Here is a 21,344-nt window from a genome sequence, read left to right as displayed (position 1 = left end):
GCGCCCCATCAATTCTGCCGATTTTCACCTTCACGCATATAAAGGAGTCCCGCCATGCGCGACAAGCTCGAAAAGATCATCAAGGCCTATGAGGAGCTCGAGAAGAAGCTTTCCGACCCGGCCGTTGCCTCCGACATCAAGGAGTTCACGCGTCTCAACAAGGAGTACGCTCACCAGTCCGACCTCATCGCCGCCTCGCGCGAGTACATCGGCGCGCTCGATGACATCGAGGCTGCCAAGGAAATGCTCCACGATACTACCGATGCCGATGAGAAGGAGATGCTCCAGATGGACATCTCCGAAAACGAGGCCAAGCTTCCCCAGCTCGAGGAAGACATTAAGTACATGCTCATCCCGAGCGACCCCAACGACGACAAGAACACCATCGTCGAGATCCGCTCCGCCGCTGGTGGCGACGAGGCGGCCATCTTCGCCGGCGACCTGTACAAGATGTATCAGCGCTTTTGCGAGTCGCGTGGCTGGAAGACCACCGTGCTCGATTCCAGCCCCAGCGAGGCCGGCGGCTTTAAGTCCATCGAGTTCAAGGTCGAGGGCGACCGCGTCTACTCCGTCATGAAGTTTGAGTCCGGCGTACACCGTGTCCAGCGCGTTCCCAAGACCGAGTCCCAGGGCCGTATCCAGACCTCCACGGCAACCGTCGCCGTGCTTCCCGAGGCCGAGGAGATCGACGTCCAGATCAACCAGTCCGACCTGCGCATCGACACCTACTGCGCCTCCGGCCCTGGCGGTCAGTGCGTTAACACCACTTATTCCGCCGTGCGCATCACCCACCTGCCCACCAACACCGTGGTGCAGTCGCAGGAACAGCGCTCCCAGATCCAGAACCGCGAAGTCTGCATGCAGATGCTGCGTGCCCGTCTGTACGAGATGGAGCTCGAGAAGCAGCAGGCAGAGCTCGGTGCCGAGCGCCAGAGCCAGATCGGCCACGGCAACCGTTCCGAGAAGATCCGTACCTACAACCAGCCCCAGGACCGCGTGACCGATCACCGCATCGGTTTCAACTCCACCTACAACGGCGTCCTTCTGGGCGATCAGCTCGGCACCGTCATCGAGGCGCTCGCCGCCGCCGAGCGAGCCGAGAAGCTGGCACAGGCGGTTTAGGTTCCGCCGTTCTACCGAACGGCGGACCAGTCGACGCTGCGCGCCGTCCAGAGCGACAATTTGTCATTCAAAAGGCAGGGCATGACCAGAAGGTCTATGCCTTGCCTTTTTCATGCCAACTTGTTCGCTCTGGACGTCGCTCGCTGACATTGCCAAAACATCGGCGTTTCCTTGGTTGTCAAATGATCCGTAGGGAGTCATTGGTGACATTGCTTTGAGATGTTATTCAATCGGTTCTGATGGCCTTTGAGCTGCTTGCCTGCTAAAAGCAATTAACGATATCTATCCGCTACCGAAAATAATGCTCAAAAAATCGTCCAAGAAGTCGCGGGGCCCTTTTTGGTGCGTCGCGCGTCAAGCGATGTGGCAAGTATTTGGTTAGATATTGGTCAGTTTTGGGGCAACCTTGCCAAAAGCTTGACGAATGCAAATCTAGACGTCGGCGAATGAACACTTTGAGCGAGCCCGGTGCAAAATTCTGGGCTGATTCTCGATAATCGCCTTCAATCGTCCCTTGCCAAGCGCTGGCCTCGCTTACAATCTGCTCCGACATTCGCGCGCCGCCCGGCGCTTAAGAGGGGAGGGCCCCATGGCAAACGAGATTTGGACCATCAAGCGTTGTCTCGAGTGGACCAAGGAGTACCTGGCCGAGCGCGGCGAGGAGCATCCCCGTCTTTCTGCCGAGTGGCTGCTGTGCGCGGCCACGGGCCTGGCGCGTATCGACTTGTATATGCGCATGGACGAGACGCTTAACGCAGCCCAGCTCGAGACCATGCACGCGGCCGTCGTTCGTCGCGCCAAAGGCGAGCCGCTGCAATACATCACGGGCAGCACGCAGTTTCGCATGATCGACGTCGCGTGCGCCCCCGGTGTGCTCATTCCGCGCCCCGAGACCGAGATGCTCGTCGAGGAAGTCCTCAATTATCTGGATACCGAGGTGCTGAGCCCCGAGGCCGCTGCCCGTCAGCGTGTTGAGCTGCCTTGGAACGATGAGGTCGAGCAGGCCCGCAAAGCTGAGGCGGCGCTGGCCGACGAACGCGCGACCGCCGAGCGCCGTGCTGCCAACCTGACGGCCGCCGATGAGGCTGCGCTGGGTAGCGACGTGCTCGGTAGCCGCGCCTATGCCGAGGAGCTTGCCGATCGCGAGGCCGAGGAAGCCGCCGCGCAAGCAGCAGAAGCCGAAGCCGCAAAAGCCGCCGAGCCCGAGCTCGACGAATACGACATCGCCATCGAGGGCGCCGACCAGGAGACGGTTTCAGCTCAGGATGCCGCTGTGTCTGCCCCAGCCGAGCCCCGCACTGCCCGCGTTCTCGAGGTCGGCTGCGGCACGGGCTGTATCTCGCTCTCGATCGCCTGGGAGCGTCGCGGCCACGTCACCTGCACTGCTACCGATATCGAGCCGCGCGCCATCGACCTTGCTACCAAAAACCGCGATGCGCTTGGCCTCACGTCCGATGAGGTCGCCTTCAGCCTCACGAACCTGGTGAGCTCCATTCCCCGTGAAGAGTGGGGCACCTTTGACGTACTCGTCTCCAACCCGCCCTACATCCCCACCGATGTCATGCGCTCGCTGCCGCACGAGGTCAAGGACTTTGAGCCCGATCTGGCGCTCGAGGGTGGCGCCGACGGCCTCGATATCTTCCGTCGCCTGCTCAACGCGGCGCCCTACATGTTGCGTGCCGGCGGCCTCTTTGCCTGCGAGCTCTACGAGGGCGCGCTCGACGCTGCGGCCGAGCTCTGCCGCCAAGCGGGTCTGTCGGACGTGCGCATCGTCCACGACCTCACCGATCGCCCCCGCATCGTCCGAGCCATCGTCACCGAGCCCAAACAGCGCCAGTAATATTTATTAACTGGTTAGCAAAAATTATAAATTAGTTTATAATTAGGACGGCTGAAAGAGGTCGGCCCATGCAACCTCCTACCTTTCGGGAAATCATTGCCCTACTCAAGCACGATGGATTCGTGAAGGTCGCGCAAGTCGGTAGTCATGCTAAGTATGTTTCTGGTGACCGTGTTGTCACCGTGAACGGCTCTGGTGGTGATCGACCAAAGAAGGGCACGTGGGCAAGTATTCGTCGCCAAGCTGGATGGTAGTTGGAGGCAAAATGAGGCAGCGATTTACCTATGACTGCGTTCTCATAAAAGAAGACGACGGTTACTGCGCTAGCTTCCCGCAGATTCCCGGCGCCTTTGCCGATGGCGATACGCGCGAAGAAGCGATTGCCCATGCTACCGAGGCACTGATGGCGTTTTTGGCCGACGACCTCAACAACGGTTTGACTCCGGCGGGGTACGAACGCTCGGCCGAGGTCGTGGCCCTTTCAGTCGAAATCGACCACGAGGACGCTCGGGAAGCGGCGTGCCGAACATTTAAAGACGCAGCGCTGGACCTCAAAGTCTCCGCTCCGCGGATTACCGCGCTGGTCAAAGCCGGAAAGCTCGATGTTGAACTCGTCGACGGCCGTCGGATGATAACGATAGACAGCATCGAGCGCTACGCCGCCCAAGAACGCCACGCCGGCAGGCCAAAGAAGTTCGTCGCAGTCCAGTAACCCCCTCACTTTCACCGACTACTAGAGCCGCTCACCAAACCAACATGCGCTCTGGGCAAATAGGTTGAACGTTTCGTGCGAGAATGCCCCACAGTAAACAAACTTGCACCAGAGCGTAAGGGGCTGGCATACACATGCAGACGGTCTATCGGGTATACGAGGGAACGCGCGAGCCGCATCGGCTTGCCGTCGAGCGCGCGGCCGAGGTGCTCGGCCGCGGCGGCCTGGCTTTGATCCCGACCGAGACCGTCTACGGTGTCGCCGTGGCAGTCAACGCCTTCTCGGACGCCGTGCCCCAAGATACAAGCGAATTCCCATCGTGGCCGCGCGATCCGCAGGCTGCCGTCAATGGCGCCGCAGTTCCTGCGCTCGGCACCGGCTATCGCCGTATCTTCACTCTCAAGCAACGTGACCTCACGCAAACCGTCGCTTGGCTGGTCGATGGCGTCGAAGCACTCGACCGCTATGGCGTGGATATCCCGGAAGATGCCCGCATACTCGCGCGACGATGCTGGCCGGGAGCCCTGACTATCGTGGTCAAGGCAGCCCCCTGCGTGCCGACCTTCATGCGCGCCGCCGACGACACGGTGGCACTTCGCGCTTCGGCCTCGCCCGTGGTGCAGGCGCTCATCCGCGCCTGTGGCAGCCCCCTTGCCTGCACCAGCGCCAACACGCATGGCGCGCCCGCGCCGGCAAGTTTTATCACGGTGGAGGGTCGCATCCTGGAGGGGGTCGATGTTGCCGTCGACGCCGGTGAGACCCCGTGTCGCGACGCCTCGACCATCGTGTCGTTTCAGCACGGCGAGCTCCAGATCCTGCGCCAAGGCGCACTTCCCGCATCAGAGATCGAATGGGTCCTGTCCGACCCGATGCAATAGAAAGGTTTAAGCGATGTCGTTGAATCTGGGCAGCCTGGGCATGGAAGATGCCTCGTTTGACTTTGGCGGTTCCTACATCATGGCGCTCGACTGCGGCACCACCTCGGTACTTGCGACCATCGTCGACGAGTACGGATGCATCGTCGCGCAGGCACGTCGCAGCGTCAAAACCAGCTTCCCGCGTCCCGGCTGGGTGGAGCAAGACCCCATGGCGGTCCTTGCTAGCCAGATCGCCGTCATGATGGAAGTCCAGTTTAAGAGCGGTATCCACTCCGACCGCATTGCTGCCATCGGCATCTCCAACCAGCGCGAGACCACGGTGGTCTGGGATCGCGTGAGCGGTCAGCCGATCTATAACGCTATCGTATGGCAGTGCCGCCGTACCGCACCTTTGATCGACGAGCTTGTCGAGCAGGGCGCAGAAGGGCTGGTGCGCTCCCGCACGGGACTCACGCTCGACCCGTATTTCTCGGCCTCCAAGGTGCAGTGGATTCTCGACAACGTCGACGGCGCACGCGAAAGCGCGGCGGCGGGCGACCTCATGTTTGGCACCATCGACACCTGGCTCATCTACAACCTCACCGGCGGCCAGGTCTTTGCCACCGACTACACCAATGCCAGCCGCACGGCACTCTTTAATATCCATACGCTCGATTGGGACGACGACCTGCTGGCACTCTTTGACGTTCCACGTTCCATGATGCCCGAGGTTCGCTGGAGCTCGGGCGACTACGGCCGCGTCGCGAGCGACATCATGACCAACATGCCGCCCATCATGGGCGTGGCGGGTGACCAACAGGCGTCGCTGTTCGGCCACTGCTGTTTCCGTCCCGGCCAGACCAAAAACACCTATGGCACGGGTTGCTTTATGCTCATGAACACCGGCGACGAGATCGTCGAATCCAAGAATGGCCTGGTCTCCACCATCGGTATCGCTGCGGACGGCAAAGTCAGCTATGCGCTCGAGGGCTCTATTTTTGCCGCCGGCTCAACGATGAACTGGCTTCGCAACAACATGGGCATCATCTCGAGCGTGAGCGAGTCGGCACAACTCGCTGCTTCGATTAGCGACAACGAGGGCTGCTACTTCGTTCCCGCCTTTGCGGGTTTGGGTGCTCCCTGGTGGGACCCGCATGCTCGCGGTATCGTGTGCGGTCTGACCGGCGCCTCGAGCCGTGCGACCATCGTACGTGCCGCCTGCGAATCCATGGCATATCAGAGCTACGACGTGCTGCGCGCCATGGAGCAGGACGTGGGGCTTTCGATTGAGCGCCTGTCTGTCGATGGCGGTGCCTCGCGCAACGAGTTCATCATGCAATTCCAGGCCGACCTGCTGGATATCCCCGTGCTGCAATGCGAGACGGTGGAGACCACGGCAATCGGTGCCGCGTACTTGGCGGGTCTTGCCGTCGGCTATTGGGAAGACCTGGAAGAGCTGGAGCAAAATGCCCAGATCGTTAGGACCTTCCTTCCCCACATGTCCGCCGAGCGCCGCGAGCAAAACCTTGCGGGCTGGCGTGATGCAGTCAGGCGCTCGCTCAGCACCTCACAGTAGGGCTGCGATGGGCTGCTCGATACAACAAACCGCTAAACTAATGCATGGCGTGCGGCGGCAACATTGCTGCGCGCCTTGTCAGCAAGGCCGTTTTGCGGCCGCAACGAAAGGGGCAATCAATCCATGACCGTCACCTACGATGCGTCCCGTGTGACGCTTGTCGATCACCCGCTCGTCCAGCACAAGCTGTCGATCCTGCGCGACAAAAACACCGGCACCAACCAGTTCCGCCAGCTCGTGCGCGAACTCGCGCTTTTTGACGGCTACGAGGCCATGCGCGACCTGCCTATGGAAGACGTCGAGGTCGAGACCCCCATCACTACCGCCACGTTCAAACAGCTTGCCGGCAAGAAACTCGCCATCGTGCCCATCCTGCGTGCGGGCCTTGGCATGGTCGACGGCATCCTCGACCTGGTGCCCTCCGCTCGCGTGGGTCACATCGGCATGGAGCGCGACGAGGTCACCCACGAGCCGCACGAGTATTACTGCAAGATGCCCAAGGATATCGACCAGCGCATCTGCCTGGTTGTCGACCCCATGCTCGCCACGGGCGGTTCGGCCGAGATGGCCATCAGCTACCTGCGCGGGCGCGGTGTCAAGGACATCCGCATGCTGTGCATCGTCGCGGCCCCCGAGGGCCTCAAGTCGCTGACCGAGAAGGATCCCGATGTACATATCTATACCTGCGCCATCGACGACCATCTCAACGAGGCTGCCTACATCGTTCCCGGCCTCGGCGACGCCGGCGACCGCATCTACGGCACGCTCTAGTCGCTGGGCTAAACGGCCGCGGCTGCAAATACGAAGAAACGGTGCGCGCGGACGAACAAAAGGCGACCGCGCGCACTTCTGTTAACGGACGTTTTGCCCTGCAGGGTTCGAGAAAAACGTATTACCGTACCTGCGGCATAAAGAAGGTCTTAAGAAAACGAACAGGTGCGTATTAACCGATGCTTTTTCGGTTGTACTTTAGCGATTGGCTCGTACAATAGTCACCAATGTTTGGCGGGAACTGTTCTGTGAAGCGTTAAAAAGGAAAGTGAGGACGCCAGTGTTTCAGATAGCCGATCTGCTCGCTATCGTTGCAGGCGCCATCGCGGGCGCAATTGCCTTCCTTCCCTTTGTCTTTACGCTCAAGCCGGTTCTTGACGATAAACAGAATGCGGACATGCTCAAGGGTATGGTGAGTCTGGCGGTCTCGGCAATCGCCCTGCTCGTCTTTACCTTGGTTGTGTTTGTGTTGTTCGGAGAGGCATTTCGCATGTTCCTCCTGGGCGAGGCGATCGGCTTCGTGGCCTTTATGGCTGCCTGCACGGTTCGTGTCGTCAAGGCGCTGCGAGATCCTCATGAGGTCGAAAGGTAAGTCGTGGAAATTTTTGAAAAGCTGCCTGATGAGATTAATCATCTGGTCAGCGAGTTCAGCTCCACCCCTGTCGTGGGCGATCTGAGCTGCGGCATCACGCAGTACTCGTTTTGGCTGATCGTCTCCACGATCGTGCTCCTGATCGTCCTGGCCGTGTTCAAGAAGAAGCAGACCCTGGTCCCCAAGGGCTTCTTCGTCAACGGTTTCGAGTACATCATCGAGTACGTCGAGAACGATATCGGCAAGGGCGTCGTGGGTGAGAACTGGAAGAAGCACTTCCCGTTCCTGTGCTCGCTTTTCCTGTTCATCCTGATCAATAACATGATCGGCCTGATTCCGGGAATGAAGCCCGGCACCGGCGCAATCGGCTCCACCGCCGCGCTCGCCATCTTCGCCTTCGTGTACTTCATCTACTACGGATGCAAGGCTCACGGCGTGATCGGCTACATCAAGAGCCTCGCCCCGCAGGGCGTAAGCTTCCCGATGAACGTGCTTGTGTGGGTCGTCGAGCTTTTCTCGACCTTCCTGCGTCTCATCACGCTTGCCGTCCGTCTGTTCTGCAACATGTTCGCAGGACACGTGGTCATGGGCTCGTTCGCCATCATGGCGAGCATGTTCATGCAGCCGCTGCTTCAGCAGGTTTCCGCGGCCCACGCCGTTGGCGCCCTGCCTTCGCTAGCCTGGCTTGCCATCCTCATCCTGATCTATGCGATCGAGCTTGTGGTCGGCGCCATCCAGGCTTACGTCTTCACGGTCCTTACCGCCGTGTATGTCTCCGAGGCAGAGGAGGTCGCGGAGGAGGAGTAGCCTTCCGCTCGCGCCTTAAAGGTAAGCAATTCGTTAAACCGCCGGTGCCCGTACCCATGGAGCCCGGCAGTTATAAAAAAGGTTATCCTGCGTGAAATAAGACACGCACGACAAAGGAGGAATCGTGGGAGTTATCGGTTACGGTCTCGGTGTTATCGGCGCTGGTCTTGCTATCGGCCTGTCTGCTCTGGGTGCTACGGGTGCTATGGCCCGTCAGCCTGAGGTCCAGGGCCGCGTGTTCACCGTCTTCATCATGGGCTCCGCCTTCGGCGAGGCTCTGGCTCTGATCGGCTTCGTTGTCGCGCTGATCGTTAAATAGCACGGAGCGTCAAGTATGAATCTTTCATCCCAGAAGAGCGCGATCGCACTCTCCGCGTCCGCGGCCGCGCTGCTCATGCCGGTTTCCGCGTTCGCTGAGGACGGCGCTGCCGGTGCGGACATCCTCATCCCTAAGATGGCGGAGTTCATCCCGGCGCTTATCGCCTTCCTGATTATCTGGATCGTGCTGGCCAAGGTCGCCCTGCCGGGCATCATGAAAACCATGGAGGAGCGCGGCAAGAAGATCGAGGAGAGCCTCGACGAGGCCGAGAAGACCAAGCAGGAGGCTATCGCCAAGCGCGCTGAGTCCGACTCGATCGTCACCGACGCCCGTCGTCAGGCTGCCGACATCGTTCTCGAGGCCCGTAAGGACGCCGAGTCCGAGCGCGCCCGTATCATCGAGGCTGCTCACAAGGAGGCCGAGGAGATCATCGCCAAGGCCCATACGACCGTCGAGGACGAGCGCAAGTCCATTTACGCCGGTGCCGCGAGCTCCATCGCCGACCTGTCCGTTGCCGTCGCCACCAAGATCGTAGGCGAGGCACTCGAGGACGATGCCGAGCAGAAGAAGCTCATCGAGCGCTACATCCAGGAAGCAGGTAGCCTGAATGCCGACTAGCCGCTATCAGGACAAGGTGCTCGAGACCTACGCGCGCTCCCTTCTGGAAGCCGCTAAGGCCGAGAACCATGTGTTCGAGGACCTCGAGATGATCGAGCGCTTGGCTTCTGCCAGCCCCGAGATCATCGCCGTGCTCGACACCATGTCCAAGCGCGACCAGCTCGACCTTCTTCCCAAGGTGGCAGCTGCCTTTAAGTATGTTGCCGAGGAAGACGAGGATGTAGTGGGCGTGACCGTCACCACGGCGATCCCGCTCGACGACGAGCTGCGTCAAACCATCACTAAGAAATGCGAGCAGGACTTCGGCCGCAAGGTATTCCTTATCGAGCGGGTCGACCCGTCTATCGTGGGCGGCCTGGTGCTCGAGGCCCGCGGCGAGCGTCGTGATATTTCCGTCAAGACGCAGCTGCGCATCGCGCAGGAGACCCTCGCAAACTCTGCTAATTCGTACGGAGGTGAAGCCTAATGTCCGAAACCCTCAATGCCCAGGATATCGCCAAGAAACTGCAGGAGCAGCTCACGAGCCTCTCCGCGACGGTCGATACGCATGAGGTTTCAACGGTCGACGAGGTAGGCGACGGCATCGCGCGCGTCTCCGGCCTCAAGAGCGCCATGGCAGGCGAGCTTCTGGAGTTCAAGAGCTCCGATACCGGTGAGACCGTCTTCGGCCTTGCCCAGAACCTTGACCGTGACGAGGTCGGCGCCGTTCTGTTCGGTGCCGTCGACTCCATCAAGGAAGGCGACGAGTGCCGCACCACTGGCCGCATTATGGATATCCCCGTGAGCCGTGCCATGCTCGGCCGCGTCGTCAATCCGCTCGGCCAGCCCATCGACGGCCTGGGCGACATCGTCGCCACGCACCGTCGCCCCATCGAGTTCAAGGCTCCCGGCGTCATCGATCGTACCCCGGTGTGCGAGCCGGTTCAGACCGGTCTGCTCGCTATCGACTCCATGGTGCCTATTGGCCGCGGTCAGCGTGAGCTCATTATCGGCGACCGTAAGACCGGTAAGACCGCCATCGCCATCGACGCTATCCTCAACCAGCGCGGCAAGGGCATGGTCTGCATCTATGTCGCCATCGGCCAGAAGGCCTCCACGGTTGCCAACATCCGCGAGACCCTCGCTCAGCACGGTGCGCTCGACTACACCATCATCGTTTCGGCCACAGCTGCCGATTCCGCCCCTATGCAGTACATCGCGCCTATGGCCGGTGCCGCTATCGGCGAGTTCTTCATGTACAACGGCGAGGACGGCAAGCCCGCCAGCGAGACCAACCCCGGCGGCCACGTGCTCGTCATCTACGACGACCTGTCCAAGCAGGCTGTGGCCTACCGTCAGATGTCGCTGACGCTGCATCGTCCGCCCGGACGCGAGGCCTATCCTGGCGACATCTTCTACCTGCACTCTCGTCTGCTCGAGCGTGCCGTCAAGATGTCCAAGAAGAACGGTTACGGCTCCATGACGGCACTGCCGATCATCGAGACCCAGGACGGCGACGTCTCGGCCTACATTCCGACCAACGTCATTTCCATTACCGATGGTCAGATCTACCTGCAGTCCGAGCTCTTCTTCCAGGGTCAGCGCCCGGCAGTCGACGTGGGCATCTCCGTGTCCCGCGTCGGTGGCGATGCGCAGACCAAGGCCATGAAGCAGGTCGCCGGCAACCTCCGTCTGGACCTTGCTTCGTACCAGGAGCTCGCCGGCTTCACGCAGTTCGGCTCCGACCTCGACGAGGCCACGCAAAAGCAACTGACCCATGGTGCTCGCATGACCGAGCTCCTGAAGCAGCCGCGTTACAAGCCGTTTGAGGTTGGCGAGCAGATCGTTACGCTGTTCGCTGGCAACGAGGGCTTCCTGGATGACCTGGAGATCGCCGACGTGCTGCCCTTCCGTGCCGAGCTCATCGAGTACATGGACAATGGCTTTGGCTCGCTGCTCGACAAGGTTCGCGCCAAGAAGATCGATGATGACACCAAGGCTGAGCTCTTGCGCGTCATCGGCGACTTCAAGCAGCAGTTCATGGCCAAGCACCATTCGGATGTTTCTGGATCAGAGGAGAACTAAGCCCCATGGCTAACCTTCGCGACATTAAGAAGCGAATCTCCTCGGTTACCACGACCAAGCAGATCACGCGCACGATGGAGATGGTCTCTACGGCCAAGATCCGTCGTGCCCTCGATCGCTCCAAGCAGGCCGAGCCCTATAAGGAGGCGCTGACCGACGTCATGTTGACGGTCGCCGGCGACGCCTCCTGTTCGGGCACCGATCCCATGCTGCAGAAGCATGAGAGCGTCAAGCATGGCCTGATTGTCGTTATTGCCTCGGACCGCGGCCTTGCCGGCGGTTTCAATACGACGGTGGAGCGCACGGCCGAAAAGCTCGCCGCTTCTTGGGCGAACGACGGCATCGAGTGCGAGATCATCGCGTGCGGGCGTAAGCCGGCCACGTATTTCCGTGACCGCGCAAACGTTGTCATGCACTTTGAGGGCAACTCCTCTGAGCCCGATTTCAATCAGGCCCGCATGATCTCCTCTCATATCTGCGATGCGTATCGTGCCGGTGAGCTTGACCGTGTCGAGCTTGTCTACCACCACGCCAAGAACCGCGTGGATCAGGAGCTTCGCGTCGAGCATCTGTTGCCGCTCGACCCCGAGATGATCGCTATGGCCCACGGTCCGCGTAAGAACGAGACCGACGCCCCTAAGCGCATCTCGTCCACGTTCGAGTTCGTGCCCTCTCCCGAGCATGTTCTCGGCAAGCTTGTGCCGTCTTACATCCTGACGGTCATCTACCAGGCCCTGATCGATTCGGCGGCTGCCGAGCAGGGTGCACGCCGCAAGGCCATGCACTCCGCGACGGAAAACGCCACCGCGATCATCTCGACCCTTACCCGCACGTATAGTCGCGTGCGCCAGGCTTCGATCACGACCGAGATTAACGAGATCGTCGGCGGAGCCTCAGCATTGGAGGAACAGTAATGGCTAATAACACCGTAAAGCTTGCGGTCGAGGAAGCCACCAAGAAGACGACTGCCGGTGATGGTCGCATCGTGCGAATCATCGGCCCTGTCGTCGACGTCAAGTTTGACGGCGCGGTGCCCCCGATCTACAACGCGCTCACGGTCGAGGCCGAGACCCCGATCGGTCATCTGAGCACGATCCTCGAGGTCGAGAGCCAGCTTCCGGGCGGCGTCGTCCGCACGGTCGCCATGTCCTCGACCGACGGCCTGCAGCGCGGCCTCATCGCCACCGATACCGGTGAGCCCATGAAGATGCCCGTTGGCCCCAAGACGCTCGGCCGAATTTGGAACGTTATGGGCAAGCCCGTCGACGGCAAGCCCATGCCCGAGGTGGAGGAGTTCTACCCCATCCACCATGCAGCGCCCCGTTTCGACGAGCTCACCACCAAGACCGAGATCTTCGAGACCGGCATCAAGGCCGTCGACCTGCTCGAGCCCTACATCCGTGGCGGCAAGACGGGCCTGTTCGGCGGCGCCGGCGTCGGCAAGACCGTTCTGATTCAGGAGCTCATCAACAACCTCGCCCAGGAGCACGGCGGCACCTCGGTGTTCACCGGCGTCGGCGAGCGTACCCGCGAGGGCACCGACCTCTTCCTCGAGATGAGCGAGTCTGGCGTTATCGACAAGACCTGCTTGGTCTATGGTCAGATGAACGAGCCGCCCGGAGCGCGTCTGCGCATCGGTCTGGCCGGCCTTACCACCGCTGAGTACTTCCGCGATCGCGGCCAGGACGTTCTGCTGTTCATCGACAACATCTTCCGCTTCTCCCAGGCGGGTTCCGAGGTTTCCGCACTGCTGGGCCGTATGCCGTCCGCCGTTGGTTACCAGCCCACGCTGGCAACCGAGATGGGCGACCTCCAGGAGCGCATTACCTCGACCAAGACGGGCTCCATTACCTCCGTCCAGGCTGTCTACGTCCCCGCAGACGACCTGACCGACCCGGCGCCTGCCACGACGTTTACGCACCTCGACGCCACCACGGTTCTTTCGCGTAGTATTTCGTCGCTCGGCCTGTTCCCGGCTATCGACCCGCTCGCGTCTTCCTCCGACGCTCTCGATCCCTCGATCGTCGGCGAGGAGCACTACCGTGTCGCCGTCAAGGTCCAGGAGCTCCTGCAGGAGTACTCCGACCTTCAGGACATCATCGCCATTCTGGGTATGGACGAGCTGTCCGAGGAACAGCGCCTTACGGTCAACCGTGCCCGTAAGATTCAGCAGTTCCTCTCGCAGTCCTTCCACGTCGCCGAGAAGTTCACCGGTAACCCCGGTGTCTACGTCCGCGTCGAGGATACCGTCCGCTCTTTCGCCGAGATTGTCGACGGCAAGGCCGATGACCTGCCCGAGCAGGCTTTCCGCTATGCTTCCACGATTGAGGACGTGCGCGAGCGCGCCCGCAAGATGGGGGAGAAGTAGGTTATGCGTATCCGCATCGTGTGCCCCGTGAGCTGCGCCTATGAGGGCGACGCTGCGTTTGTGTCGATTCCGTCCACGGATGGCGAGTTTGGCGTTCTGCCTGCTCACTCCAGCGAGATCTGCACGATCGACCGCGGTTACGTTCGCGTTTCCGATAAGGCCATGGGCACTGTCGACCACACGTTTGCCGTGGCCGGCGGCTATGCCCAGGTTGCGGACGATGTCGTGACCGTTCTCGCCGAGCGCGCTTGCGATTTGGCGACCGTCGATGCCGACAAGCTTAAAGCTGATATTCAAGGTTTTGAAGAGAAGCTGGGTAATTTGTCGGAGGATGATGCACGCCGCGCCTACCTCTATAATGAAATCGCATGGTGTAAGCTCAAGCTTGCCCAATAGTCAAACGATTTAGCGTTCGACCATTTGCGAACACATCATGCCCGGGATGGCTTGGCCACCCCGGGCATGCTTTTTGAAAGGGTAGACCTTGGATATTATCCGCGTTGAGGGTGGCCACGCCATCGGAGGCTCCGTGCCCGTCTCGGGTGCTAAGAACTCCGCGCTCAAACTCATGGCGGCAACGCTTCTGGCGCCGGGCAAGACGACGCTGCAGAACGTGCCCGATATTTCCGATGTCCACGTGATGGGCAAGGTGCTCAAGGGCATGGGCGCTACGATCGATGTTCTCGACGAGCACACGCTCGAGATCGATACCTCTCAGGTCGATTCCTGGGAGGCTCCCTATGAGCTCGTCGCTAAGATGCGTGCTTCCACCGCCGTCATGGGGCCCCTACTGGGTCGCTTCCATCGCGCCAAGATCGCCATGCCGGGCGGCTGCAACTTAGGTGCCCGCAAGATCGACATGCATATTCTGGGTCTCGAGGCCCTGGGCGTCGAGTTTGATACCGCCCACGGCTACATCAACGCCAGCGCGCCTCAGGGCCTGCGCGGTACCACCGTCACGCTCGAGTTTGCCAGTGTCGGTGCGACCGAGAACCTCATTATGGCATCCGTGCGCGCGCAGGGCACCACGGTTATCGACAATGCCGCCCGCGAGCCCGAGATCGTCGATCTCGCCAACATGCTCAACGAAATGGGTGCCAAGATTGTTGGCGCCGGTACGCCTGTCGTGACCATCGAGGGCGTGGAAGAGCTGCATCCTGTTACCCATCGCGTAGTGGGCGACCGCATCGAGGCCGGTACCTTTATCGTCGCCGGTGCGTTGATGGCAGACGATCGCGGTGTCGATGTCACGGGCTTTTGTCCCATTCACTTGGGTATGGTGCTCAAGAAGATGGAGCTCATGGGTATCGACTGCGAGCGCGTCGAGGATGGCGTCCATGTGAACCGTGCCGAGCGTATCAAGCCTGTCGACATCCAGACGCTTCCGTTCCCCGGCTTCCCGACCGACATGCAGGCACAAATTATGGTGCTCTCCGCCCTCTCCGGCGGCAGTTCCGTTATTACCGAGAACATCTTCGAGAATCGCTTTATGTTTGCCTCTGAGCTGGTGCGCATGGGTGCCGACATTCGTATCGAGAGCCATCATGCCATGATTCATGGCGTCAAGGGCTTCTCGGGTGCACAGGTTACCTCGCCCGATCTGCGCGGCGGAGCGGCCCTCGTCGTAGCGGGCTTGATCGCCGACGGGACGACCGAGGTTTCGGCTATCCATCACATCAAGCGCGGCTACGAGCAGTTTGTCGAAAAGCTGCAGGCGCTTGGCGCGCATGTCGAGCATGCTACCGTCCCCGATCCCGTCATCTACTAATACAGGTTGCCTATGTTTAATAAAAAGCCCCTCGCGGATACCACCACCCGAAGACCCTCAACTGGTGCGCAGGCCAAGATCTACAGTCGCGATAACGTGGCTCGCTATTCCGAGCGCGCTCGTCAACGTCGCCGTAGCCACACGATTCGTCACGTCGCGCTCATTGTCGTGCTTGGCGTGCTGCTGAGTGCCACTACCGCTGCCGGCCTGTGGTTTGCCACCATTATGGGCAAGCTCGGCGATTCTAATGTCATTACTGACAATCTGCGTCGGGTTCTGGTTGACACCGATGAGGCAAAGGATCCGTTCTACGTGCTGCTTCTTGGCACCGACGGCCGTCCGGGCGAGGATACGTATCGTGCCGACTCGATTATCCTGGCACGCATCGACCCCACGCAAAAGCAGGCGACGCTCATTTCCGTTCCGCGCGACACCAAGGTCGAGTACAAGGGCGAGACCATGAAGATCAACGCCTGCCATACCGTTGGCGGCGCCGAGGCCATGGTCGAGGCGGTCAACGAGCTGTGCGGTGTTCAGATTTCCCACTATGCCGAGGTTAGCTTCGACGGTATGCAGGCGCTGATTGATTCGGTTGGCGGTATCGACATTAACGCAACCGATGATGTTGACGACCCCGAGCACCTGGATATTAAGATTACCGCTGGCCAGCAGCATATGGACGGTGCCACCGCCCTTACCTATGCCCGCTGCCGCTACACCTATGCCGACGGCGATTACACGCGCATGCGCCACCAGCGTCAGGTGCTTGGCGCCCTTGCCAACCAGATTCTCAATAACTTCGATGCCACGAAGATCTTTGGCCTGGTTAATTCGCTGTCCGATATGCTCGTGACCGATATGAGCGTTCAGGATATCGTCTCTACGGTCAACGCCATGCGCGGTATGGATGTCGACGGTATCTACTCGGCCAACCTGCCTTCGTACGCCGACGACAGCACCATGATTGACGGTGTGAGCTACGTCTTTGTCTACGAGGACGAGCTCAAGGAAATGATGGAGCGCGTCGATGCCGGCAAGGATCCCAAGGGTCCCAACACCATGGGTCTTTCCGACGGCTCCAGCTCTACGATCGGCGACCTCAGCAACAACACGTCTGACGACTACGCAAACGGCACCGCAACCTCATCGGTCAGCTCTGACGATTCCGATGGCTCAAGCGATTCGAGCGATTCGGACTACTACGAACAGCCCACCGGCGACGGCAACGGTTACGAGGCCAACTACTAAGTTACGGCGTTTTACCAAACGCCGTAACGACTCGACGCTGCGCGCCGCCCAAGGCGACAATTTGTCATTCAAAAGGCAGGGCATGACCAGAAGGTCAATGCCCTGCCTTTTTCATGCCAACTTGTTCGCCTTGGACGTCGCTCGCTGACGTTGGCTCAACCTGCGATGTTGACTACTCCCCTTGTATCAAAAACCGCCCCGTTCTCTGTAGAGGACGGGGCGATTCGTCTTTTGGGCTTATGCAGCCAGGCTTATGCGAAACGGGCGACGAGCTCCTGCAGGACGTCGGTCATCTTGACGAGCGAACTGACCGGGACAAACTCGTTGACGCCGTGGTAGCAATAGCCGCCGGTGGAAAGGTTGGGGCAGGGCAGACCGCGGAACGACAGCTGCGCGCCGTCGGTGCCGCCGCGAATCGGCAGCACTTGGGGCTCAACGCCGCAGGCAAGGTAGGCTTCCTTGGCAACATCAATAAGCTCGGGATAGTCACGAACGATCTCGGCCATATTTCGATACTGCTGCTTAATCTCGACCGTCACGCGCTTGTCACCCAAGCGCTGGTTGAGCATCGAGGCGGCGGCATCAATAAGGTCGAGTTTCTGCTGGAACTTGGCTGCGTCATGGTCGCGGACTATATAGCGCGCTGTGGCGTGATCGACGGTTGCAGATACACCCTCAAGGTGATAAAAGCCCTCGTAGCCTTCCGTATACTCCGGGCGCTGCACGTAGGGGAGCAACGCGTTGAAGTCGCAGAACAGATTGCCTGCGTTAACCATACGGCCTTTGGCGTCGCCCGGGTGGATGGACTGGCCCTCAAAGCAGACGGTCGCCTCAGCGGCATTAAAGCACTCCCACTCCAGCTCGCCGATGGGGCCACCGTCGACCGTGTAGGCATACTTGCAGCCAAAGGTATCGATATCCAACAGCTCGGCTCCGTGGCCGATCTCCTCGTCAGGGCAGAAGCAAATGCCGAGTGCGGGATGGGGCAGAGAAGGGTCCTGAGCGATACGCGCGACAAGCGACATGATCTCGGCGACGCCTGTCTTGTCGTCCGCGCCCAGCAGCGTGGTGCCATCGCTGCAGACCAGGTCCTCACCCGCGAGGTCGTTCAGGGCGGGAAGCTTGGCGGTACTCATGGCAACGGGCTTACCGTCAACCGTGCCGCAGACCAGGTCGCCGCCCTCGTAGTGTACGATGTGCGGCTTCACGCCGGCGCCCGGTGCAACTTCGGTGGTGTCGAGATGGGCGATCAGGCCAAGGGCGGGCTTGTCCTCAGCGCCCGCACTTGCGGGGATATGCGCGCAGACATAGGCATGCTCGGTCACGTGGGCATCTTCCGCACCAAGCTCGCGCAGCTCTTCAGCCAGCACGTTGGCAAGGTCAAACTGAACGACGCTCGAGGGTACCTGGTCGCAGTTTGCATCCTCGGACTGCGTGTTGATCTGGACGTAGCGCAAAAAGCGCTCGAGGACATCGGGGTTCGTGGTGGTGTTTTCCATAAAGACCGCTCCAATCTTGGTCGTCGTGTGCAACAAGAACTCTAGCACGGTATGCCACGGCATACCGCGACGCTTGGATGGGGTAGAATCAGCCATTGAATGCAGAAGGGACGGAAGATCATGGATACGACAAATAGCTCGCGCGAACTACATCTGACGGTGGCGAACGAAGACTACTTGGAGTGCATGGTTCGCATTGAAAGCGAAGAGGGGGAAACCAACGGCGTGCGATCGGTCGACATCGCGCAGCGCCTTGGCGTCTCCAAGGCATCGGTCAATAAAGCGGTTTCGGCGCTCAAGGCATCCGAGCTTGTCGAGCAATCGCACTACGGCAAGGTAATCCTGACCGATCGCGGCCGCGAGGTTGGCACGGCTATCTGGTACCGTCATCGCCTCATCCGCACGTTTTTGGTTCAGGAGCTCGGTGTCGAATTTGAGCGAGCCGATTCCGAGGCCTGCATGATGGAGCATGCGCTATCCGAGGACACGATGAGCCGCTGGCTCGCCTATCTCGAAAAGCAGGGAATCAGCGTCGAGGAATAGCGGGATATATATGGATACGAGTTATTACAACCGCTTTGGTGCCGAGGAACTTACGCGCCGCTTGTCGAGCGAGACCTTGTTGGCGCAGGGCCCCATGGGCAGTGTTCTGTTGAGTGAGTACGACGCCGCCGATATTCCACCGGCGTTTTGGAATCTGGCGGAGCCGCAGACCGTTTCTCGTATCCATCGCTTGTATGTCGCCGCCGGTGCGCAGGTGCTCATTACCAATACCTTTCAGGCATCAAGCTATGCCCTCAAGCACGACCAGATTGCGCCGTCCGTGGCGGAGGTCAATCGCGGAGCCGTCGACGATGCCCGCCAGGCGCACCCTCAGCTGCTGCTGGGCTCGATGGGTCCGATCGGTATTGAGTGGTTTGCCGAGGACTCTGCCGAGTTTCGTGAGATCCGAGGCATTGCGCGCGAACAGGCGCACGCCTTGCTCAATGCTGGTGTTGATGGTCTGCTGATCGAGACGGTGACGTCTATCCGTAATTTGCAGCCCATGCTTGCCGGCGCTCGAGATGCCGCTGACGGCATGCCTGTCCTGGTGAGTTTTGTCGTTGATGACAAGGGCGACCTGTTGGGCGATGGCCTCAACATCGAGGCAGCCGTTTTGTACGCCGAAAAACACGGCGCAAACTCGGTTGGTGTTAATTGCTGTTCGCTTGCGGCCGCGAACGCGGCGGTGCCTAGGATGGTTGCATCGGCGACTACTCCCGTCACGGTGCGTCCCAACGTGGGCGATCCGGTCCAGACTCAGGATGGCCCCGTATGGCACGAGAACCCCGAAGCTTTCGCGCGCGCATGCATCGAATGGAGACATGCCGGTGCCGCAATGGTGGGCAGTTGCTGTGGAACCACGGCAATCACTACGGCAGCGATGGCCGAGGCGCTCGATATATAAAGGGCAAAACCGCTCCATACGGGGCGGTTTTTTTATTGCCTGCATGTCTTCGGCAGCATTTGCCCAAATGGTGAATGCTGGTGCCGGCAGGTTGCCGAGTGTGTATCGCGGGTATACCTCATGCGTACCATGATCCAAACACTGTGAGGTGTCTGCGCGTGTGCGCGATAATTCATTTTGGAACTGACGGTTGGCGCGCTCGCGTCGATGAGGACTTCACTGCCGATAACGTTGCCCGTATCGCCGATGCCGTCGGCGAGTTGTGGCAAAAGACCAATCCGGGCAAAACGGTATATATAGGGTTCGACACTCGGCCCCTGGCGCGCGAGTTCGCTGAGCTTGCGGCGGGTGTGCTAGCAGCGCACGGGCTAGACGCCGTGCTCGCTTCGCGACCTGTTCCGACCCCTGCTCTTACGTGGGCGGCGGCTTATGACGGTGAGGCGTGCGGCGCGCTCATGGTGACGGGGTCCCATCATCCGCAGGGTTATCTGTGTCTCAAGATTCGCATGGGTGACGGCTCGACCGCCAACCAGGATGTCATCGAAGAGCTCGAAGAGACCATGGCTCCCGAGCCAATGGGGATCGAGGGGCAATATCGCACCGCGGATATCATTCCTGACTATATGCAAGCGGTGGCATCGTTTGTCGATGCCGAAGCCATCCGCGCCGCGCACCTGCGCGTGGTTGTTGACCCCATGGGCGGCGCAGCTCAGGGCTATCTAGCCGACTTGCTGCGCGAGCTTGGCGTTGAGGTGCACGAGATTCACGCCGGGCAGGCGCCTGACCAAGAAGATATCTGCCCCGACCCCGTTGAGCCGTGGGTGGACGCTTGCGAGCATACGGTTATCGAGGACGGAGCTTGCGCTGGCCTGGTGACCGACGGCGACGCCGACCGTATCGGCGCGGTTGACGAGCGCGGCAGATATATACATCCGCATCAGATCATGGCGCTCGTTTTGGGTGACTTGGTTCAATTTCGTAATTTGGAGGGGCGCGTCGTCGTCAATCTTTCGTGCTCGACGCTCGTGCGTCGCATTGCCGAGGCGCTTGGCTGCCGCGTGACCGTCAAACCAGTCGGTTTCAAATATATAGCGGCGGAGATGAAGAAGGGCGGCGTCCTCATGGGCGGCGAAGAAGCCGGTGGTATCGGCATCGCCGCGCATATGCCCGAGCGCGATGGAATCCTCGCCTGTCTGATTCTGTGTGAGCTTATGGCAAAGACGGACGCGCCTTTGGGCGTTCTGGTCGACCAACTCGAGGACAGTTTTGGTAAGACGAGTTACGGTCGACGCGATTTGCGCCTTGAGGCCGAAGATGCCGAAACGTTACGAACGCTGCTGCCGGGCGTAAACCCCAAGTCGATTTGTGGCAAGGTGCCGCAAAACGTTAGTCATATGGATGGCTTGCGTTTGGCATTCGAGGATGACACGTGGCTGCTGGTCCGTCCTAGCGGGACCGAACCAGTGGTGCGCGTCTACGCCGAGGGGTTCTCGGTGGAAGAACGTGATGAGTTGCTCGATGCTGGCTGTGCTTTAGCTAGGGGAACGTATCCGCTTTAACCATGAGACTGCCTTATATAAAGAGATGCTCGGTGAGCGGTAGTTAACGGCTGGCAAACGTTAGTCGGATCCCAAATTGTGTAGGAAATGTGTACACCCAGATTCCCGCCCCCGGCGCCCCTCCGGTCTGGCAATATATCTCCTTGCCGCGCGGCCCGGTCGGACCGGATCAGCCGC

The 21,344-nt window shown here is 60.2% G+C and carries 22 protein-coding genes; 21 read left to right on the top strand and 1 reads right to left on the bottom strand.

All coding sequences use genetic code 11. From position 1 onward, the window contains the following. Positions 1-54 precede the first annotated feature (54 nt). From prfA to PMW67_RS07165, 18 genes are all read left to right on the top strand, one after another. Complete coding sequence (prfA, locus tag PMW67_RS07245; RefSeq protein ID WP_055252487.1) at positions 55-1,122, top strand: peptide chain release factor 1; 1,068 nt, start codon at positions 55-57, stop codon at positions 1,120-1,122. 589 nt (positions 1,123-1,711) lie between these two features. Beyond that, positions 1,712-2,962, top strand: a complete 1,251-nt coding sequence (locus PMW67_RS07240; protein WP_271739294.1) for a N5-glutamine methyltransferase family protein — start codon at positions 1,712-1,714, stop codon at positions 2,960-2,962. Between the two features lie 68 nt (positions 2,963-3,030). Further along, positions 3,031-3,216 (top strand): type II toxin-antitoxin system HicA family toxin, encoded by a 186-nt coding sequence (locus tag PMW67_RS09780; protein WP_089573106.1) that lies wholly within the window; start codon positions 3,031-3,033, stop codon positions 3,214-3,216. Next, complete coding sequence (locus tag PMW67_RS07235; RefSeq protein ID WP_128620077.1) at positions 3,183-3,674, top strand: type II toxin-antitoxin system HicB family antitoxin; 492 nt, start codon at positions 3,183-3,185, stop codon at positions 3,672-3,674. The genes PMW67_RS09780 and PMW67_RS07235 overlap by 34 nt, the downstream gene beginning before the upstream one ends. A gap of 134 nt (positions 3,675-3,808) precedes the next feature. After that, complete coding sequence (locus PMW67_RS07230; RefSeq protein WP_271739292.1) at positions 3,809-4,552, top strand: L-threonylcarbamoyladenylate synthase; 744 nt, start codon at positions 3,809-3,811, stop codon at positions 4,550-4,552. A 13-nt stretch (positions 4,553-4,565) separates the two neighbouring features. Next, positions 4,566-6,107 carry a glycerol kinase GlpK gene (gene glpK, locus PMW67_RS07225; RefSeq protein WP_089573103.1) on the top strand — a complete coding sequence of 514 codons (1,542 nt, stop codon included), beginning with the start codon at positions 4,566-4,568 and terminating at the stop codon, positions 6,105-6,107. Positions 6,108-6,230: 123 nt separating this feature from the next. After that, positions 6,231-6,878, top strand: coding sequence for a uracil phosphoribosyltransferase (upp, locus tag PMW67_RS07220; protein WP_035138786.1), 648 nt, complete (start codon positions 6,231-6,233; stop codon positions 6,876-6,878). Positions 6,879-7,158: 280 nt separating this feature from the next. Next, positions 7,159-7,470, top strand: a complete 312-nt coding sequence (locus PMW67_RS07215) for a hypothetical protein (RefSeq protein ID WP_117564996.1) — start codon at positions 7,159-7,161, stop codon at positions 7,468-7,470. A 3-nt stretch (positions 7,471-7,473) separates the two neighbouring features. Next, the gene (atpB, locus tag PMW67_RS07210; RefSeq protein WP_022094263.1) at positions 7,474-8,277 is read left to right on the top strand and encodes a F0F1 ATP synthase subunit A; all 804 of its coding nucleotides are present in this window, start codon (positions 7,474-7,476) and stop codon (positions 8,275-8,277) included. Positions 8,278-8,401: 124 nt separating this feature from the next. Further along, on the top strand, positions 8,402-8,596 hold the full coding sequence (locus PMW67_RS07205) for an ATP synthase subunit c family protein (RefSeq protein WP_022094262.1): 195 nt from the start codon (positions 8,402-8,404) through the stop codon (positions 8,594-8,596). Positions 8,597-8,611: 15 nt separating this feature from the next. Beyond that, positions 8,612-9,214, top strand: a complete 603-nt coding sequence (gene atpF, locus PMW67_RS07200) for a F0F1 ATP synthase subunit B (RefSeq protein WP_006235712.1) — start codon at positions 8,612-8,614, stop codon at positions 9,212-9,214. Further along, positions 9,204-9,680: a F0F1 ATP synthase subunit delta gene (locus tag PMW67_RS07195; RefSeq protein WP_117779406.1), complete on the top strand. Its 477-nt coding sequence runs from the start codon at positions 9,204-9,206 to the stop codon at positions 9,678-9,680. The genes atpF and PMW67_RS07195 overlap by 11 nt, the downstream gene beginning before the upstream one ends. Next, positions 9,680-11,278 carry a F0F1 ATP synthase subunit alpha gene (atpA, locus tag PMW67_RS07190; RefSeq protein WP_035138794.1) on the top strand — a complete coding sequence of 533 codons (1,599 nt, stop codon included), beginning with the start codon at positions 9,680-9,682 and terminating at the stop codon, positions 11,276-11,278. Before PMW67_RS07195 ends, atpA begins: the two co-directional genes overlap by 1 nt. Positions 11,279-11,283: 5 nt before the next feature. After that, positions 11,284-12,192, top strand: a complete 909-nt coding sequence (gene atpG, locus PMW67_RS07185) for an ATP synthase F1 subunit gamma (RefSeq protein ID WP_006235716.1) — start codon at positions 11,284-11,286, stop codon at positions 12,190-12,192. Continuing rightward, complete coding sequence (atpD, locus tag PMW67_RS07180) at positions 12,192-13,646, top strand: F0F1 ATP synthase subunit beta (RefSeq protein ID WP_006235717.1); 1,455 nt, start codon at positions 12,192-12,194, stop codon at positions 13,644-13,646. The genes atpG and atpD overlap by 1 nt, the downstream gene beginning before the upstream one ends. 3 nt (positions 13,647-13,649) lie before the next feature. Beyond that, the gene (gene atpC, locus PMW67_RS07175) at positions 13,650-14,042 is read left to right on the top strand and encodes an ATP synthase F1 subunit epsilon (RefSeq protein WP_006235718.1); all 393 of its coding nucleotides are present in this window, start codon (positions 13,650-13,652) and stop codon (positions 14,040-14,042) included. Between the two features lie 88 nt (positions 14,043-14,130). Continuing rightward, positions 14,131-15,414 carry a UDP-N-acetylglucosamine 1-carboxyvinyltransferase gene (murA, locus tag PMW67_RS07170; protein WP_117766713.1) on the top strand — a complete coding sequence of 428 codons (1,284 nt, stop codon included), beginning with the start codon at positions 14,131-14,133 and terminating at the stop codon, positions 15,412-15,414. Positions 15,415-15,426: 12 nt separating this feature from the next. Continuing rightward, entirely contained in the window at positions 15,427-16,662 is a 1,236-nt protein-coding gene (locus PMW67_RS07165; RefSeq protein WP_117655380.1) for an LCP family protein, read from the top strand. Positions 16,663-16,913: 251 nt separating this feature from the next. Here the strand turns inward: PMW67_RS07165 and pepT are convergent, their stop codons facing one another. Continuing rightward, positions 16,914-18,161: a peptidase T gene (pepT, locus tag PMW67_RS07160; RefSeq protein ID WP_271739290.1), complete on the bottom strand. Its 1,248-nt coding sequence runs from the start codon at positions 18,159-18,161 to the stop codon at positions 16,914-16,916. Between the two features lie 120 nt (positions 18,162-18,281). Here pepT and PMW67_RS07155 point away from each other — a divergent pair, with 120 nt between their 5' ends. From PMW67_RS07155 to PMW67_RS07145, 3 genes are all read left to right on the top strand, one after another. Continuing rightward, positions 18,282-18,704: a metal-dependent transcriptional regulator gene (locus PMW67_RS07155; RefSeq protein WP_040359600.1), complete on the top strand. Its 423-nt coding sequence runs from the start codon at positions 18,282-18,284 to the stop codon at positions 18,702-18,704. Positions 18,705-18,714: 10 nt separating this feature from the next. Continuing rightward, on the top strand, positions 18,715-19,608 hold the full coding sequence (locus PMW67_RS07150) for a homocysteine S-methyltransferase family protein (RefSeq protein WP_055252635.1): 894 nt from the start codon (positions 18,715-18,717) through the stop codon (positions 19,606-19,608). 158 nt (positions 19,609-19,766) lie between these two features. Then, entirely contained in the window at positions 19,767-21,167 is a 1,401-nt protein-coding gene (locus PMW67_RS07145; RefSeq protein ID WP_055252637.1) for a phosphoglucomutase/phosphomannomutase family protein, read from the top strand. The last annotated feature ends 177 nt before the right edge of the window (positions 21,168-21,344 follow it).

This window comes from Collinsella aerofaciens (genome assembly GCF_028209395.1).
GTDB classification, from domain to species: domain Bacteria; phylum Actinomycetota; class Coriobacteriia; order Coriobacteriales; family Coriobacteriaceae; genus Collinsella; species Collinsella aerofaciens_AZ.
The sequence above is the reverse complement of the archived record's forward strand: the minus strand, read 5'-3'. Positions and strand labels throughout refer to the sequence as shown.